The following is a 14,668-nucleotide window of genomic DNA, read 5'->3' on the forward strand; positions in this document are numbered from 1 at the left end:
TAACCCCTGTACAACCCGGTTTCGGGGACCTTGGTACAGGCAGGCCGAGAATCCCCTCTTTACACCCTGGGGTGCTTGATGCGAACCGCGTCGCGCCCCGCACCCGTTTCGGGAACCTCGGTACAGGCAGGCCGGGGCTTCCCTCTTTAACACCGAAGTCGTTGCGGCTTCAGCCCGTTTTGGGAGCCCTGGTACAGGCAGGCCGGGAACTCCCTCTTTTATTGCTCCTGGAGATGGATCTCCAACCGCCAACGGCCGTCGGCCTTCTCGCCCTTCCACTCCCCGCGCAACGGCCGAGCCGCCACCAGGTTCAGCAGCAAGCCGCCATCGGTCTTGCGCACGCGCCAGTTCACATCCTTGTCATTGACCTTGAGTTGCCCGCCGGCGGCCTTGCCCTTGGCGTCGAACAGCAGCGCCACGGTGCCATCGATCAGCTCGCCATGCAGCTTGGGTTCGCTGTTGAACCACACCACCACACCGTCCGCGGCGGTCTCGACCTGTTGCAGTTCAACCGGGTCCGGCGTGGTCAGGCGGCCAATCATCAGCCCGACCATCATGCCGACAATCGCCAAAGAGCCCATGACCCTCGGCATTAGCTTCGGCCTTGGGTCGTCTTCGGGGGTAGAATGCAGCGCATCTTTACCTTCGGAGCCGTGCATGTTTCACGTCATCCTTTTTCAACCAGAAATTCCGCCGAATACCGGCAACGTTATCAGGCTGTGCGCCAACAGCGGCTGCCACCTGCATTTGATCGAGCCCCTGGGCTTCGACATGGACGATAAACGCCTGCGCCGTGCCGGGCTGGACTACCACGAGTACGCCACGCTCAAGCGCCACGCCGACCTGGCCAGCTGCCTGGAAAGCCTGGGCCACCCACGGTTGTTCGCGTTCACCACCAAGGGCTCGCGGCCGTTCCATGATGCCAGCTTTGCCGAAGGCGACGCCTTCCTGTTCGGCCCGGAAAGCCGTGGCCTGCCGGCCGAGGTGCTGGATGCCTTGCCTGACGGGCATCGCTTGCGTTTGCCGATGCGTGAAGGGTGCCGCAGCCTGAACCTGTCCAACACCGTGGCCGTCGCTGTTTACGAAGGCTGGCGCCAGCTGGGCTTTAGATAGCACCGCATAACAAATGTGGGAGCGGGCTTGCTCGCGAAAGCGGTGTGTCAGTCACTGAAAATATCGACTGATGGACCGCATTCGCGAGCAAGCCCGCTCCCACATTTAGTTCTGCGTCAGGTTCAGGATTACTGAACCGTCGAAGAACCTTCCTGTTGCATGCGCTGCAGCTCTTGCGCGTACAGGGCATCGAAGTTCACCGGAGCCAGCATCAGCGCCGGGAACGAGCCACGGGTGACCAGGCTGTCCAGGGTCTCACGGGCATACGGGAACAGGATGTTCGGGCAGAACGCGCCCAGGGTGTGGCTCATGGAGGCTTCGTCCAGGCCCTGGATCAGGAAGATACCGGCCTGTTGCACTTCAGCGATGAAGGCAACTTCTTCGCCGTTCTTGACGGTGACCGACAGGGTCAGCACGACTTCGTGGAAGTCGCCTTCCAGTGCCTTTTGACGGGTGTTCAGGTCCAGCGCGACGCTTGGGGTCCATTCCTGACGGAAGATGGCCGGGCTTTTCGGCGCTTCGAACGACAGGTCACGCACGTAGATGCGCTGCAGCGAGAACTGTGGGCTTTGGTCTTGCGCAGCTTCGGTGTTCTGTTGGTCAGTCATCGCAGATCCTTGTGATCTTGGGGTCTTTTAGGGGTTAGGCGAGCAGCGCATCAAGCTTGCCGGCGCGCTCCAGGGCAAACAGGTCGTCGCAACCACCGATATGCCGGGTGCCGATCCAGATCTGCGGCACGGATGTGCGCCCCGCTTTCTGGGCCATCTCGGCACGCACCTGGGGTTTGCCGTCGACCTTGATCTCTTCGAAGGCAACGCCCTTCTGCTCCAGCAAGGCCTTGGCCCGCATGCAGTAAGGGCACCAATCGCTGGAATATACGACAACCTGGCTCATATCACTTCACCAGCGGAAGGTTGTCGGCTTTCCAGCTGCCGATACCGCCGGACAGTTTGGCGGCAGTGAAACCGGCCTTGAGCATTTCGCGGGCGTGGGTGCCGGCGTGTTGGCCCTGGGCGTCGACCAGGATAATGGTCTTGGCCTTGTGCTTTTCCAGCTCGGCCATGCGCGCGACCAGCTTGTCCTGTGGAATGTTCAGGGCACCGACGATATGGCCGGCGGCAAATTCCTTGACCGGGCGGATGTCCACGACAACGGCCTCATCCTTGTTGACCAGCGCGGTCAGCTCCGATGTGCTCAGGCTGCGGCCACCACGGCTCATCTCGTGAGCGATCAGCAGCGCCAGCAGGATGACGAAGGCACCCACGAGCAGATAATGGGCAGTGGCAAATGCAATCAGGTGATCAACCATCAAGGAGGTTCCAGGGCGTTAAAATGGCGGTAAGTATACACAGCCGTCAGGGGGGGCCAACCCCCGTAAAGCGGTGACGCGGTTGGAACTTCGCTTTAAACTGCCACTCCCTTTTCAATCGCCTTCCTTTATTACCGCCACGAGAGGATCTATGACTACTACGCCTAAACCTTTGGTCCTGATAATTCTCGATGGCTTCGGACACAGCGAAAGCCACCACGACAACGCGGTGTACGCGGCCGACAAGCCGGTCCTCGACCGCTTGACCGCCAGCATGCCCAACGGCCTGATCTCGGGTTCCGGCATGGATGTCGGCCTGCCGGACGGCCAGATGGGCAACTCGGAAGTCGGCCACATGAATCTCGGCGCCGGACGAGTGGTCTATCAGGACTTCACCCGCGTCACCAAAGCGATCCGCGACGGCGAGTTCTTCGAGAACCCAACCCTCTGCGCCGCCGTCGATAAAGCTGTCGCTGCCGGCAAGGCCGTGCACTTCATGGGCCTGCTGTCCGATGGCGGCGTGCACAGCCACCAGGACCACCTGGTCGCCATGGCCGAGCTGGCCTTCAAGCGCGGTGCCGACAAGATCTACCTGCACGCCTTCCTCGACGGCCGCGACACCCCGCCGAAAAGCGCGCAATCGTCCATCGAACTGCTCGACGCCGCTTTCGCCGCCCTGGGCAAGGGCCGCATCGCCAGCCTCATCGGCCGCTACTTCGCCATGGACCGCGACAACCGCTGGGACCGCGTGTCCCAGGCCTACAACCTGATCGTCGACGGCCAGGCCGAGTTCAACGCCGCCACCGCCCAGCAAGGCCTGGAAGCCGCCTACGCCCGTGGCGAAAGCGACGAGTTCGTCAAAGCCACCACCATCGGTGAGCCGGTCAAAGTCGAAGACGGCGACGCCGTGGTGTTCATGAACTTCCGCGCCGACCGTGCCCGCGAACTGAGCCGCGTGTTTGTCGAGGATGACTTCAAAGAGTTCGCGCGCGCGCGCCAGCCGAAAGTGCACTACGTCGGCCTGACCCAATACGCCGCCAGCATCCCGGCCCCCGCCGCGTTTGCACCGGGCAGCCTGGAAAACGTGCTGGGCGACTACCTGGCGAAAAACGGCAAGACCCAGCTGCGCATTGCCGAAACCGAAAAATACGCCCACGTGACCTTCTTCTTCTCCGGCGGCCGTGAAGAACCGTTCCCGGGCGAAGAGCGCATCCTGATCCCGTCGCCAAAAGTCGCCACCTACGACCTGCAGCCGGAAATGAGCGCACCGGAAGTCACAGACAAGATCGTCGACGCCATCGACAACCAGCGTTACGACGTGATCGTGGTCAACTACGCCAACGGTGACATGGTCGGCCACAGCGGCAACCTCGCCGCCGCGATCAAGGCCGTGGAATGCCTGGACACCTGCGTCGGCCGTATCGTCGAGGCTCTGGAGAAAGTCGGTGGCGAAGCGCTGATCACCGCCGACCATGGCAACTGCGAGCAGATGTCCGACGAATCCACCGGCCAGGCCCACACCGCCCACACCACCGAGCCGGTGCCGTTCATCTATGTGGGCAAGCGCGACCTGAAAGTGCGCGAAGGCGGCGTGCTGGCGGATGTGGCGCCGACCATGCTGAAGCTGATGGGGCTGGAGAAGCCGGTTGAAATGACCGGCACTTCGATTCTGGTCTGATCCACAGCACACCACCAACCCCTTGTGGAAGCGGGCTTGCCCGCGAATGCGTTCGTTCAGTCGACAGCTTCAGTGACTGACACACCGTATTCGCGGGCAAGCCCGCTCCCACATTGGTTTTGCGTCGCTTGGAAGATGTCCTTTTGCCATCTCCCCACCGCTCGGCACCTATCTTGCCCACCAGCCCGAATTGGGCGTTTTTTTTGCAGCGCTTGCCGGGCATACTAGGCCGTCCATTTCCCTGGTGTCGCCCGCCTCTATGCTTCGCGCCCTGATTACCCTTGCCCTTGCCTGCCTGCTCCAACCGGCGTTTGCCGATGAGCGCGCACAAACCCAACAACAGTTGGACGCCACGCGTCAGGACATTACCGAGCTGAAAAAGCTGCTCGGCAAGCTCCAGGAAGAAAAATCCGGGGTGCAGAAAGACCTGCGCGGCACAGAGACCGAGATGGGCAAGCTGGAGAAGCAAGTCCAGGAGCTGCAAAAAGAACTAAAGAAGAGCGAGTCGGAACTGGAGCGACTCGACGCTGAGAAAAAAAAACTCCAGGGCGCCCGCGTTGAACAGCAACGCCTGATCGCGATCCAGGCCCGTGCCGCCTACCAAAGCGGCCGCCAGGAATACCTCAAGCTGCTGCTCAACCAGCAGAATCCGGAAAAATTTGCGCGCACCCTCACCTATTACGACTACCTGAGCCAGGCGCGCCTCGCGCAATTGAAGGGTTTCAACGAAACCCTGCGCCAACTGGCCAACGTCGAACAGGAAATTGCCGACCAGCAATCGCAGCTGCTTGACCAGAAAACCGCCCTGGACACCCAGCGCGACCAACTGGAGCAGGTGCGCAAGGAACGCCAGCTGGCCTTGGCCAAGCTCAATGACGACGTAAAAGCCCGCGACGCCAAGCTGCAGGCCCGCGAGCAGGACCAGGCCGACCTGGCCAAAGTGCTCAAGACCATTGAAGAAACCCTAGCGCGCCAGGCACGCGAGGCTGAAGAAGCGCGGCAAAAAGCGCTGATCGCCCAGCAGGAAGCCGAAAAAAAGCGCCAGCGTGAGGCCGAGCTGGCCGCCAGCTCGGACGCCCCAGCGCCGCGTAAACCGGCGCATGCAGCCCCTGGCCCACTGGTTTCCAGCGCCGGCGAGAACTTCGGCGGTCCTTTTGCTTCAGCCCGCGGCAAACTTCCATGGCCTGTTGATGGTCGATTACTGGCACGCTTTGGGGAAACCCGTGGTGATGACACCCGTGCCAAGTGGGACGGCGTGATGATCAGCGCCTCCGCCGGTAGCCAGGTGCATGCCGTTCACGGTGGGCGCGTGGTGTTTGCCGATTGGCTGCGGGGCGCCGGTTTGTTGGTGATTTTGGATCACGGTAATGGCTATTTGAGCCTTTATGGCCACAATCAGACATTACTCAAGTCGGCAGGTGATGTTGTAAAAGCCGGTGAATCCATCTCCACTGTCGGTAACAGTGGTGGCCAGGACACCCCGGCGCTGTACTTCGCTATTCGTCAGCAGGGTCGCCCGAGCGATCCTGCACAATGGTGCCGTTCCCAAGGATAGGGCCGCACCTACATTAGGAGTTCGTTCGACATGCTGCATTTGTCCCGCCTCACTTCGCTGGCTCTGACGATCGCCCTGGTGATCGGCGCGCCTCTGGCTTTCGCCGACCAGGCCGCACCGGCTGCACCTGCCGCCTCGGCCGCGACCACCAAGGCGCCGTTGCCGCTGGACGAGCTGCGCACCTTCGCCGAGGTCATGGACCGGATCAAGGCAGCCTATGTCGACCCCGTAGACGACAAGACCCTGCTGGAGAATGCCATCAAGGGCATGCTCAGCAACCTCGACCCGCACTCCGCCTACCTGGGCCCGGAAGATTTCGCCGAGCTGCAGGAAAGCACCAGCGGTGAATTCGGCGGCCTGGGCATCGAAGTCGGCGCCGAAGACGGCAACGTCAAGGTCGTCTCGCCCATCGATGACACCCCGGCGTCCAAGGCCGGCATCCAGGCCGGCGACTTCATCGTCAAGATCAATGGCCAGCCTACCCGCGGCCAGACCATGACCGAAGCCGTCGACAAGATGCGCGGCAAGATCGGCCAGAAAATCACCCTGACCCTGGTGCGCGACGGCGGTGCGCCATTCGACGTGACGCTGACCCGCGCGACCATCACGGTCAAGAGCGTGAAGAGCCAGTTGCTGGAGTCGGGCTACGGCTACATCCGCATCACGCAGTTCCAGGTCAAGACCGGCGACGAAGTGGCCAAGGCCCTGGCCAAGCTGCGCAAGGACAACGGCAAGAAGCTCAACGGCATCGTGCTCGACCTGCGCAACAACCCCGGTGGCGTGTTGCAGGCGGCGGTGGAAGTGGTCGACCACTTCATCACCAAGGGCCTGATTGTGTACACCAAGGGCCGTATCGCCAACTCCGAGCTGCGTTTCTCGGCCACGGGCAACGACCTCAGCGAAGGCGTGCCCTTGGCCGTGCTGATCAACGGCGGCAGCGCCTCGGCCTCGGAAATCGTCGCCGGCGCCCTGCAAGACCAGAAGCGCGGCGTGCTGATGGGCACCACCAGCTTCGGCAAGGGCTCGGTGCAAACCGTGTTGCCGCTGAACAACGACCGCGCCCTGAAGATCACCACCGCGCTGTACTACACGCCGAACGGTCGCTCGATCCAGGCCCAGGGCATCGTGCCGGACATCGAAGTACGCAAGGCCAAGATCACCAACGAGGCCGACGGCGAGTACTACAAGGAGGCCGACCTGCAAGGTCACCTGGGCAATGGCAACGGCGGTGCCGACAAGCCTAGTGGCAGCGGCGTCAAAGCCAAGCCGATGCCGCAGGACGATGACTACCAACTGGCCCAGGCGCTGAGCCTGCTCAAGGGCTTGAGCATCACCCGCAGCCGTTGATATGCGTTTTGCCCTGATCATCGCTGTGCTGTGCAGCCTGGCAGGCGTCGCGCAAGCGGCCCCTGCCGGCGCGCCGCCCAAAGCCTACCTGACCCTCATCATCGACGACCTCGGGCAAAACCTGCCCAGGGATCGCCGTGTATTGGCCCTGCCCGGCCCGGTAACCACCGCGATCATGCCCGACACGCCCCACGCCGCCGAATTCGCCCGCGAGGCGCACAAGGCCGGCAAGATCGTGATCCTGCACATGCCCATGGACCCGGCCACCGGCCCGTTCGCCTGGCACCCCGAGCTGCCCATCGAAGAGCTTGGCAAGCGCCTGGACGCCGCGTTCAAGGCCGTACCCTACACCGCCGGCATCAACAACCACATGGGTAGCCGCATGACCGCGCAACCGGCAGCCATGGCCTGGTTGATGGATGAGCTGCAACGGCGCAACAAGTTCTTTGTCGACAGCCGTACCAGCGCGCAGACGGTGGCCGCCGCCCAAGCGCAGAAGATCGGCCTGGCCAGCGTTTCCCGCGACGTGTTCCTGGATGACGAACGCACCGAAGCGGCGATCACCGCGCAACTGCAGACCGCAATCAAGCTGGCCCACAAACAAGGCTCGGCAGTGATGATCGGCCACCCGTACCCGCAGACCCTGGCGGTACTCGAGCGTGAATTGCCCAAGCTCAAGGCCCAGGGCGTGGACTGGATCGACATCAAGCTGATGATCAGCCTACGCAGCAACCAGGCGATGGCCGGGCATGGCAAGGACGGCACCTACCGTCCCGCAGCTAGGTAAGTACCACCCACCCCCAACCCCGGTCCTGAATAGTGCGCCTTTAGGTTCACGCTTACAGGACACTTCATGAACATCACCCACCTCACACTCTGCGCCCTGCTGCTCGGCAGCCTCACCGGATCACTCACAGCTGCACCGCGGGATTTCGGCGAAGGCCTGCCAAACAGCAGCCCCGCACGCATGCTCAGCAACGCGCGCCATGAACACGACCACTGGAATGGCGTCGGCCGTATTCGCAACGAAGCCCAGACCCTGTGTACGGCTACGTTGCTGGACACCCGCGACGCCGCCGGAAAATCCGGCCCGGCCTACGTACTCACCAGCAGCCATTGCCTGCACCGCCTCAACGGCGCAGTGCAAAAGGACCTGCCGATCAAAGGCAGCATCAGCTTCAACTACTTCGACGACACCCTGGAGTCGATCAAGACCTATTCGCTCAAGACCCTGAAATGGGGCAGTAGCCAAGGCATGGACCTGGCCATTATCGAATTGCAGACTTCACTGGCGGCCTTGCTCAAGGCCGGAATCAACCCACTCAAACTCGCCGAAGAAGTCCCTGCCGATGGCAATGACATCCTTGCCCTGACCGCTCCGGAATGGGACACCCTGCACCTCGGCGCATGCGTCCAGCAAAGCTCCCAAGAGCTGGTGGAGCAACCGTTCGTATGGCGCGTCACCCTGAAAAACCAATGCCCGGGCATCATGCGCGGCAGCTTTGGCGGGCCTCTGCTCGACCGTGCAACCAACACCGTGTTCGGCATTCTCAGCACCAGCACCAGCGGCCAACCCGAGGAGCGCAAATGCCAGCGGGACGCGCCGTGCGAAGTCAACCAAGGCCAAGCCTCCTGGCACGCCGAGACCAACTATGGCAGCCCGGTGACGTTCCTCAACCGCTGCTTCGCGGCCGGGGTATTGAAACCCGACAGCGAGTACTGCGACCTCTTCCCGACAACCACGATCACCTTCAAAAATCCGGAGCCGATCCAGCAGTACTTCATCAAGCAGCCTGGCACCAAAGGCAAGGACATCGTGCCGCGCTGGAACCTGGCCTTCACCACCAACACCCCGTTCTACCGCTACAAGACCACACGCCGTGCGATTGACTGCGAAAACCCGGTGCACTACAGCTCGCCCATCAACGCCGAAAACGCCCACATCAACGATGCCATCGGCCCACAGACCGGCATGCAGATGCTGTGCATCGTCGGCGTAGCTTCCGCCGAACAACCTGTGACCAACGGCATGATGCGCAACGCGTTGACCCTGGCCGTCGAACTCGCCGAACCCGGGCCGGCGCGCACGCCCAACCTGACGATCAGCCTCGACAAACATGGCCTGGGGGCCTACACCGTGATCTGGAACCTGGCCTCGCCATTCATGCATCGCTACACCTACAAATATGGCCCGGCCGCGACCACCGATTGCCTGCGTCCTGCCGCCTACTTGCCAATCCCACCCCCGCCATTGCTCACCGAAGTGGACGAGGACGAGCCCATTGACCTGGTGCGGCCCCTCAATGACTTCCCTGGGATGCAGACGGAAAAGTTCGCCCAACTGATCAGCGTCAGAAACACGCCAATCAAGATTTGCACGTATGCATTCGACCAGGCCGACCAACCTTCAACCCTGCGGGTCGATCTGCTCAAGCCGCGCTGAATGCACCCTACATAGCTACCGCTGGACGCCGCCGGGATTGACCGATAGTGCCCCCTCCAATCAACTGGAGAGATTCCCCATGAATCCGCTGCAATTCAACGACCTGCTCATCAGCTTTACCTGCGAGTTCCTGCCGCTGTGGAACGACAAGGGGTCAGGCGCCCACCGCGCCATCGGCCTGTGGCGGCCCAGCACGACATCCGACGCCCTCAGTCAGTTTTTCCCACTGGGTGACATCGCCACCGGCAGCTATCGCAACATCAATCAACGCAAGATCGTCGCCGTGGTCAGCGATGCCAACAAGGTCAATGGCACCGCACTGCGCCCGCCGGCAGACTATGAGCAAGTGTGGAAGGATGCAGGCTCGGGTGCACGAAACGATTTTTCCATCTGGCGGCCGCTGCCACCTGAAGGCTATGTAGCTATGGGCCTGGTGTGCGGCGTAGGTTATGAAAAACCTTCGAGCAATGCCGTACGCTGCGTGCGCGCCGACCTGGTGACGAGCGCCCAGCCCGGCGATTTGATCTGGAGCGACGAAGGCAGTGGCGCCTCTCGGGACTTCAGCGCCTGGTCGATCAGAGTGCCGGACGCAGCGCCCGGCGAGATCAACCTGGCGCCCGGGACGTTCGTCGCCAACGCACGCTACACCCGGCCCACCGAGCCGACCTACGCACTGCGCTTGCCCCTCAGCGCGCCACTGCGCGAAACCACGCCACCGCCGGTCCTCACCAGTTACGCCGGCCCCGACGAGGCCGCAACCACGCCCACGACCCATGTGTGCCTGCTGCCGTGGTTCAGCGTCAAAGACCCGGAGTTGAATGCCATCGAACAACTGCTGTCCTCACCGACCTACCGCCTGGAACGCACCGACCGCCATCTGTTCGCCGGCTTCGGCCACAACACCACCGACACCAGCCAACCGTTCATGTGGACCGCCAACAAGGGCGAAACAGGCAACCATTCCAGGGCCCTGGCCGCGACAACCTGCGTCGACCTGTGCAGCGAATGGCCACCCAAATACCGTGTATTCGAATTGAATTTCTCGGCGCATCTGGAACAGGACTTCACCCACACCCAACGTTCGGCCAAGGGCTGGAATCAAGCCTCGTCGCTGGACATCATCACCTACGTTCCCGCCAACAAGGCGGTCGCCGCTTACCTGATCCAGAGCGAATACCGCTTGCTGCGCCAGGACGGCAGCCAGGTGTCGACCACCGTCAGCTACACCAGCGGCGATCAAATCTATATGAGTGAATTTCCCCGCGAAGAATCGCCGCCGGCGGTGACGCAAGCCGCGCTAGAGGTAGCGAGCCATGATCTCGTCGATGAGACCGTCGCGCCGTAGCTGATCGAGCGTCGCCTGCAGCTTGAGCACCACCTCGTCCGGCACTTGCTTGTTGAGCGCCAGGTACAACTGCGCACTGTTGAAGCGCAGCACGGTCTTGAGGCCGGTGACGCCCACCTGGCGGGCGAGGTAGCGCCCGGCGGGATCGCCGGTGGCCCACAGGTCGATCTGACCATCCAGCAGCTTTTGCGCATTGTCCTGGTCGCGCAATACCACTACCGGGTTGAGGCCCTGCTTCTCCAGGGTCTGGGCAATGGCATCGCCCTTGTATGCGCCGATCCTGTAACGGCGCGCATGTTCGAGGTCAGTCAGTTGGATCGTGCTGTCGGCCTTGGCCAGCAGCACCCAATCGTCCGGGCCGATGGGGCCGACCCATTTGAACAGGGACTCGCGGTCCGGCAGGCGAGCCATCACGAATACGCCGTAGCCGGGTTTTTCCAGGGCGAGCTTGTAGATGCGCTCCCAAGGAAAACGCAGGGTCAGGTTGTAGGAAATGCCGGCACGCTTGAAGGTCTCGCGGACGATGTCCACGGCAATGCCTTCGATGTTCTCTTCCTTGGCGAAGTTCTTGCCGTTCTTCGCCATGTTGTACGGCGGGAAGTTTTCCGTCAGCAGCACCAGGGAGGTGTCGGACGGCTCCTCGGCGTGGACAGAACCCGCCAAAAGAATGGAGGTACTGGCGAGGACGAGCAGAAGATCTTTGAACATGAAGGTTACCGGAATCCATGGCAAGCGCAGAGAGTGCCCCGCGCCTGCCATGGTGTCCAGCAGCGTTTAGCGAACGACGATACCGCGCGCCGCCATGTAGGCCTTGGCCTCGGGAACGGTGTATTCGCCAAAGTGGAAAATACTCGCCGCCAGTACCGCACTGGCATGGCCTTCGATGACACCGTCGGCCAGATGTTGCAGGTTGCCGACACCGCCGGAGGCGATCACCGGGATACCCAACGCATCGCTGATGGCGCGGGTTACGCCCAGGTCGAAGCCGTTTTTCATGCCGTCCTGGTCCATGCTGGTCAGCAGGATTTCACCGGCGCCCAGGCCTTCCATTTTCATCGCCCACTCCACCGCGTCCAGGCCGGTCGGCTTGCGACCGCCGTGGGTGAAGATCTCCCAGCGCGGGGTTTCGCCCGGGCCGGAGACTTTCTTGGCGTCGATGGCCACCACGATGCATTGCGAGCCGAAGTGCTGCGCGGCTTCGCCGACGAACTCCGGGTTGAACACGGCGGCGGTGTTGATCGAAACCTTGTCCGCACCAGCATTGAGCAGGTTGCGGATGTCTTGCACGGTACGCACGCCACCGCCCACGGTCAGCGGGATGAACACCTGGCTGGCCATGCGCTCGACGGTATGCAACGTGGTGTCGCGACCGTCGACGCTGGCGGTGATGTCGAGAAAGGTAATCTCGTCGGCACCTTGCTCATCGTAGCGACGGGCGATTTCCACCGGGTCGCCGGCGTCACGGATGTTTTCGAACTTGACGCCCTTGACCACGCGACCGTTGTCGACGTCCAGGCAAGGGATGATGCGTTTGGCCAGCGCCATGGTCAGTCCTCAGCCGTTATAGGCGTCGCAGTAAGCCTGGGCTTCGGCGACGTCCAGGGTACCCTCGTAGATCGCGCGGCCGGTGATGGCGCCGATGATGCCGGGCGCCTTGGCGTCCAGCAGCGACTTGATGTCACCCAGGTTGTGAATGCCGCCCGAAGCGATCACCGGGATTCTGGTCGCCGCAGCCAGCGCCGCAGTGAACGGCACGTTGCAGCCCTGCATCATGCCGTCTTTGGCGATGTCGGTATAAACGATGGCAGAAACGCCGTCGGCTTCGAACTGCTTGGCCAGGTCGATCACCTGCACCGTGCTGATTTCAGCCCAGCCGTCGGTGGCGACGAAACCGTCCTTGGCGTCCAGGCCCACGATCACTTTGCCCGGGAACGCGCGGCAGGCTTCGGCGACGAAGGCCGGGTCTTTGACGGCCTTGGTGCCGATGATCACGTAGCTCACGCCGGCCTTGACGTAGTGCTCGATGGTTTCCAGGGAACGGATACCGCCACCGATCTGGATCGGCAGGTTCGGGTAGCGCTTGGCGATCGCCGTGACCACTTCACCGTTCACCGGCTGGCCTTCAAAGGCGCCGTTCAGGTCCACCAGATGCAGACGACGGCAGCCCCCTTCCACCCATTTGGCAGCCATGCTCACCGGATCATCGGAGAACACGGTGGAGTCTTCCATACGGCCTTGGCGCAGACGTACGCAGGCGCCGTCCTTGAGATCGATAGCGGGGATAATCAGCATCTGGCAAACCTTATTCGATATTCAGCAATGCTTGGGAAATCAGGGTTTCTCAAGCGACCACAGGTCGCTTTCGATGCTTTCGAAGCGCTCTTTGAGCAGCGTCTGTGCGTCGAAAATCGCCCTGTTGTAATAGTGCGGAGCAACTTCGGTGGTGAACAGTTCGAGGATCTCGGCGACCTCGAACGAACCCAGCTTCAGCTCGAAGCGATCTTCCATGAACCGCTTGATCTTGAGGGTAGCCTCACTCTCCTGTTCGAGCGTGAGGTTCAAGAGCGGCAACTTCGGCTTCTTGGCCATTTACCAGCTTCCGTTCCAGGTGGCGAAGTTCTGCAGCAATTGCAGGCCATGGGTATGGCTCTTCTCCGGGTGGAACTGCACGGCAAAGCGCGAACCTTCGGCCAGCGCGGCGGCGAAGTCGACGCCGTAGTGCCCGCCACCCACCACCTGGCCCGGGTTACCGGCGGCGATGTAGTAGCTGTGCACGAAGTAGAAACGCGCCAGGTCCGGGATGTCGTGCCACAGCGGGTGGTCGACGGTCTGGCTGACCTCGTTCCAGCCCATGTGCGGCACTTTGAGGTGTGCGCCGTCTTCATGCAGGTCCTTGCCGAAGAACTTCACCTGGCCCGGGAACAGCCCGATGCAGTCGACGCCATCGTTCTCTTCACTGCGATCGAGCAAGGCTTGCATGCCCACACAGATGCCGAGGAACGGACGGTCCTGGCTGACTTCACGCACCAGGCTGTCGAAGCCCAGGCGGCGGATCTCGGCCATGCAATCGCGAATCGCGCCAACGCCGGGGAATACCACCCGGTCGGCTTCGCGAATCACGTCTGCATCGCTGGTGATCAGCACCTTGCCGGCACCTACGTGTTCGAGGGCCTTGGCCACCGAGTGCAGGTTACCCATGCCGTAATCGATAACCGCGACCGTCTGCATTACAGGACGCCCTTGGTCGAGGGCATTTGCCCGGCCATGCGATCATCCAGCTCCACGGCCATGCGCAGGGCGCGGCCGAAAGCCTTGAACACGGTTTCGATCTGGTGGTGGGTGTTGGTGCCGCGCAGGTTGTCGATGTGCAGGCTGACAAGTGCGTGGTTGACGAAACCCTGGAAGAATTCCTGGAACAGGTCGACGTCAAAACCGCCCACGGTGGCGCGGGTGTAGGGCACGTGCATCTGCAGGCCTGGGCGGCCGGAGAAGTCGATGACCACACGCGACAGCGCTTCGTCCAGCGGGACATAGGCGTGGCCGTAGCGACGGATGCCTTTCTTGTCGCCGATGGCCTTGGCAAATGCCTGGCCGAGGGTGATGCCAACGTCTTCCACCGTGTGGTGGTCGTCGATGTGCAGGTCGCCCTTACTGACGATATCCAGGTCGATCAGCCCGTGACGGGCGATCTGGTCCAGCATGTGCTCAAGAAAAGGTACACCGATATCAAATCGGGCCTTTCCGGTGCCATCCAGGTTGATCGAGGCTTTGATCTGGGTTTCCAGAGTGTCGCGCTCGACGGACGCCTTACGTTCGGCCATCACCAGCTCCGCAAAATCATTGGGCGAAAAAGGCAGCCATTATAGGGGCGCGGGCGC

17 protein-coding genes are annotated in these 14,668 nt (G+C 62.0%); 7 read left to right on the forward strand and 10 right to left on the reverse strand.

Features of this window, described 5'->3' with window-relative positions; genetic code table 11:
• Positions 1-218: 218 nt before the first annotated feature.
• Positions 219-659 carry a hypothetical protein gene (locus OPU96_RS25500; protein ID WP_192298399.1) on the reverse strand — a complete coding sequence of 147 codons (441 nt, stop codon included), beginning with the start codon at positions 657-659 and terminating at the stop codon, positions 219-221.
• Between OPU96_RS25500 and OPU96_RS25505 the strand changes: the two genes are divergently transcribed.
• Positions 658-1,113: a tRNA (cytidine(34)-2'-O)-methyltransferase gene (locus tag OPU96_RS25505; RefSeq protein WP_226457630.1), complete on the forward strand. Its 456-nt coding sequence runs from the start codon at positions 658-660 to the stop codon at positions 1,111-1,113. The genes OPU96_RS25500 and OPU96_RS25505 overlap by 2 nt on opposite strands.
• A gap of 128 nt (positions 1,114-1,241) precedes the next feature.
• Here OPU96_RS25505 and secB read toward each other — a convergent pair whose 3' ends face one another.
• From secB to OPU96_RS25520, 3 genes are read right to left on the reverse strand one after another with little or no spacing between them, the layout of a single operon-like run.
• Entirely contained in the window at positions 1,242-1,721 is a 480-nt protein-coding gene (gene secB / locus OPU96_RS25510) for a protein-export chaperone SecB (RefSeq protein WP_226457629.1), read from the reverse strand.
• A 34-nt stretch (positions 1,722-1,755) separates the two neighbouring features.
• Positions 1,756-2,007, reverse strand: coding sequence for a glutaredoxin 3 (gene grxC, locus OPU96_RS25515; protein WP_192298402.1), 252 nt, complete (start codon positions 2,005-2,007; stop codon positions 1,756-1,758).
• A 1-nt stretch (position 2,008) separates the two neighbouring features.
• The gene (locus OPU96_RS25520; RefSeq protein ID WP_192298403.1) at positions 2,009-2,422 is read right to left on the reverse strand and encodes a rhodanese-like domain-containing protein; all 414 of its coding nucleotides are present in this window, start codon (positions 2,420-2,422) and stop codon (positions 2,009-2,011) included.
• Positions 2,423-2,573: 151 nt separating this feature from the next.
• Between OPU96_RS25520 and gpmI the strand changes: the two genes are divergently transcribed.
• The 6 genes from gpmI to OPU96_RS25550 all read left to right on the forward strand — a co-directional run bounded on the left by gpmI (position 2,574) and on the right by OPU96_RS25550 (position 10,790).
• The gene (gene gpmI, locus OPU96_RS25525) at positions 2,574-4,100 is read left to right on the forward strand and encodes a 2,3-bisphosphoglycerate-independent phosphoglycerate mutase (protein WP_226457628.1); all 1,527 of its coding nucleotides are present in this window, start codon (positions 2,574-2,576) and stop codon (positions 4,098-4,100) included.
• 259 nt (positions 4,101-4,359) lie between these two features.
• Entirely contained in the window at positions 4,360-5,655 is a 1,296-nt protein-coding gene (locus OPU96_RS25530; RefSeq protein WP_192298405.1) for a murein hydrolase activator EnvC family protein, read from the forward strand.
• Between the two features lie 30 nt (positions 5,656-5,685).
• Positions 5,686-7,002, forward strand: coding sequence for a S41 family peptidase (locus OPU96_RS25535; RefSeq protein ID WP_192298406.1), 1,317 nt, complete (start codon positions 5,686-5,688; stop codon positions 7,000-7,002).
• A gap of 1 nt (position 7,003) precedes the next feature.
• A complete protein-coding gene (locus OPU96_RS25540; RefSeq protein WP_498559924.1) occupies positions 7,004-7,789 on the forward strand; it encodes a divergent polysaccharide deacetylase family protein in 786 nt (261 codons plus the stop codon).
• A 66-nt stretch (positions 7,790-7,855) separates the two neighbouring features.
• A complete protein-coding gene (locus OPU96_RS25545) occupies positions 7,856-9,445 on the forward strand; it encodes a trypsin-like serine peptidase (RefSeq protein WP_498559925.1) in 1,590 nt (529 codons plus the stop codon).
• A gap of 79 nt (positions 9,446-9,524) precedes the next feature.
• Positions 9,525-10,790: a Vps62-related protein gene (locus OPU96_RS25550; protein WP_498559926.1), complete on the forward strand. Its 1,266-nt coding sequence runs from the start codon at positions 9,525-9,527 to the stop codon at positions 10,788-10,790.
• On the opposite strand, the gene OPU96_RS25555 is transcribed toward OPU96_RS25550, so the two are convergent.
• The 6 genes from OPU96_RS25555 to hisB all read right to left on the reverse strand — a co-directional run bounded on the left by OPU96_RS25555 (position 10,743) and on the right by hisB (position 14,611).
• Complete coding sequence (locus OPU96_RS25555) at positions 10,743-11,498, reverse strand: substrate-binding periplasmic protein (protein ID WP_226457624.1); 756 nt, start codon at positions 11,496-11,498, stop codon at positions 10,743-10,745. The two genes, OPU96_RS25550 and OPU96_RS25555, sit on opposite strands and share 48 nt — an antisense overlap.
• 66 nt (positions 11,499-11,564) lie before the next feature.
• The gene (hisF, locus tag OPU96_RS25560; RefSeq protein WP_003171107.1) at positions 11,565-12,335 is read right to left on the reverse strand and encodes an imidazole glycerol phosphate synthase subunit HisF; all 771 of its coding nucleotides are present in this window, start codon (positions 12,333-12,335) and stop codon (positions 11,565-11,567) included.
• A 9-nt stretch (positions 12,336-12,344) separates the two neighbouring features.
• Positions 12,345-13,082 (reverse strand): 1-(5-phosphoribosyl)-5-[(5-phosphoribosylamino)methylideneamino]imidazole-4-carboxamide isomerase, encoded by a 738-nt coding sequence (hisA, locus tag OPU96_RS25565; RefSeq protein WP_008435688.1) that lies wholly within the window; start codon positions 13,080-13,082, stop codon positions 12,345-12,347.
• 39 nt (positions 13,083-13,121) lie between these two features.
• Complete coding sequence (locus tag OPU96_RS25570) at positions 13,122-13,379, reverse strand: DUF2164 domain-containing protein (RefSeq protein WP_498559927.1); 258 nt, start codon at positions 13,377-13,379, stop codon at positions 13,122-13,124.
• Positions 13,380-14,018: an imidazole glycerol phosphate synthase subunit HisH gene (gene hisH, locus OPU96_RS25575; protein WP_226457623.1), complete on the reverse strand. Its 639-nt coding sequence runs from the start codon at positions 14,016-14,018 to the stop codon at positions 13,380-13,382.
• Positions 14,018-14,611 (reverse strand): imidazoleglycerol-phosphate dehydratase HisB, encoded by a 594-nt coding sequence (hisB, locus tag OPU96_RS25580; protein WP_003218037.1) that lies wholly within the window; start codon positions 14,609-14,611, stop codon positions 14,018-14,020. Before hisB ends, hisH begins: the two co-directional genes overlap by 1 nt.
• Positions 14,612-14,668 lie beyond the last annotated feature (57 nt).

The organism is Pseudomonas sp. RP-B7, from assembly GCF_059803535.1.

What these genes read in the sequence shown, in the direction of transcription:
- OPU96_RS25505 (WP_226457630.1), top strand. Translation starts at nt 658, where the DNA reads ATGTTTCACGTCATCCTTTTTCAACCAGAAATTCCGCCGAATACCGGC.
- OPU96_RS25500 (WP_192298399.1), bottom strand. Translation starts at nt 659, where the DNA reads ATGCACGGCTCCGAAGGTAAAGATGCGCTGCATTCTACCCCCGAAGAC.
- secB (WP_226457629.1), bottom strand. Translation starts at nt 1,721, where the DNA reads ATGACTGACCAACAGAACACCGAAGCTGCGCAAGACCAAAGCCCACAG.
- grxC (WP_192298402.1), bottom strand. Translation starts at nt 2,007, where the DNA reads ATGAGCCAGGTTGTCGTATATTCCAGCGATTGGTGCCCTTACTGCATG.
- OPU96_RS25520 (WP_192298403.1), bottom strand. Translation starts at nt 2,422, where the DNA reads ATGGTTGATCACCTGATTGCATTTGCCACTGCCCATTATCTGCTCGTG.
- gpmI (WP_226457628.1), top strand. Translation starts at nt 2,574, where the DNA reads ATGACTACTACGCCTAAACCTTTGGTCCTGATAATTCTCGATGGCTTC.
- OPU96_RS25530 (WP_192298405.1), top strand. Translation starts at nt 4,360, where the DNA reads ATGCTTCGCGCCCTGATTACCCTTGCCCTTGCCTGCCTGCTCCAACCG.
- OPU96_RS25535 (WP_192298406.1), top strand. Translation starts at nt 5,686, where the DNA reads ATGCTGCATTTGTCCCGCCTCACTTCGCTGGCTCTGACGATCGCCCTG.
- OPU96_RS25540 (WP_498559924.1), top strand. Translation starts at nt 7,004, where the DNA reads ATGCGTTTTGCCCTGATCATCGCTGTGCTGTGCAGCCTGGCAGGCGTC.
- OPU96_RS25545 (WP_498559925.1), top strand. Translation starts at nt 7,856, where the DNA reads ATGAACATCACCCACCTCACACTCTGCGCCCTGCTGCTCGGCAGCCTC.
- OPU96_RS25550 (WP_498559926.1), top strand. Translation starts at nt 9,525, where the DNA reads ATGAATCCGCTGCAATTCAACGACCTGCTCATCAGCTTTACCTGCGAG.
- OPU96_RS25555 (WP_226457624.1), bottom strand. Translation starts at nt 11,498, where the DNA reads ATGTTCAAAGATCTTCTGCTCGTCCTCGCCAGTACCTCCATTCTTTTG.
- hisF (WP_003171107.1), bottom strand. Translation starts at nt 12,335, where the DNA reads ATGGCGCTGGCCAAACGCATCATCCCTTGCCTGGACGTCGACAACGGT.
- hisA (WP_008435688.1), bottom strand. Translation starts at nt 13,082, where the DNA reads ATGCTGATTATCCCCGCTATCGATCTCAAGGACGGCGCCTGCGTACGT.
- OPU96_RS25570 (WP_498559927.1), bottom strand. Translation starts at nt 13,379, where the DNA reads ATGGCCAAGAAGCCGAAGTTGCCGCTCTTGAACCTCACGCTCGAACAG.
- hisH (WP_226457623.1), bottom strand. Translation starts at nt 14,018, where the DNA reads ATGCAGACGGTCGCGGTTATCGATTACGGCATGGGTAACCTGCACTCG.
- hisB (WP_003218037.1), bottom strand. Translation starts at nt 14,611, where the DNA reads ATGGCCGAACGTAAGGCGTCCGTCGAGCGCGACACTCTGGAAACCCAG.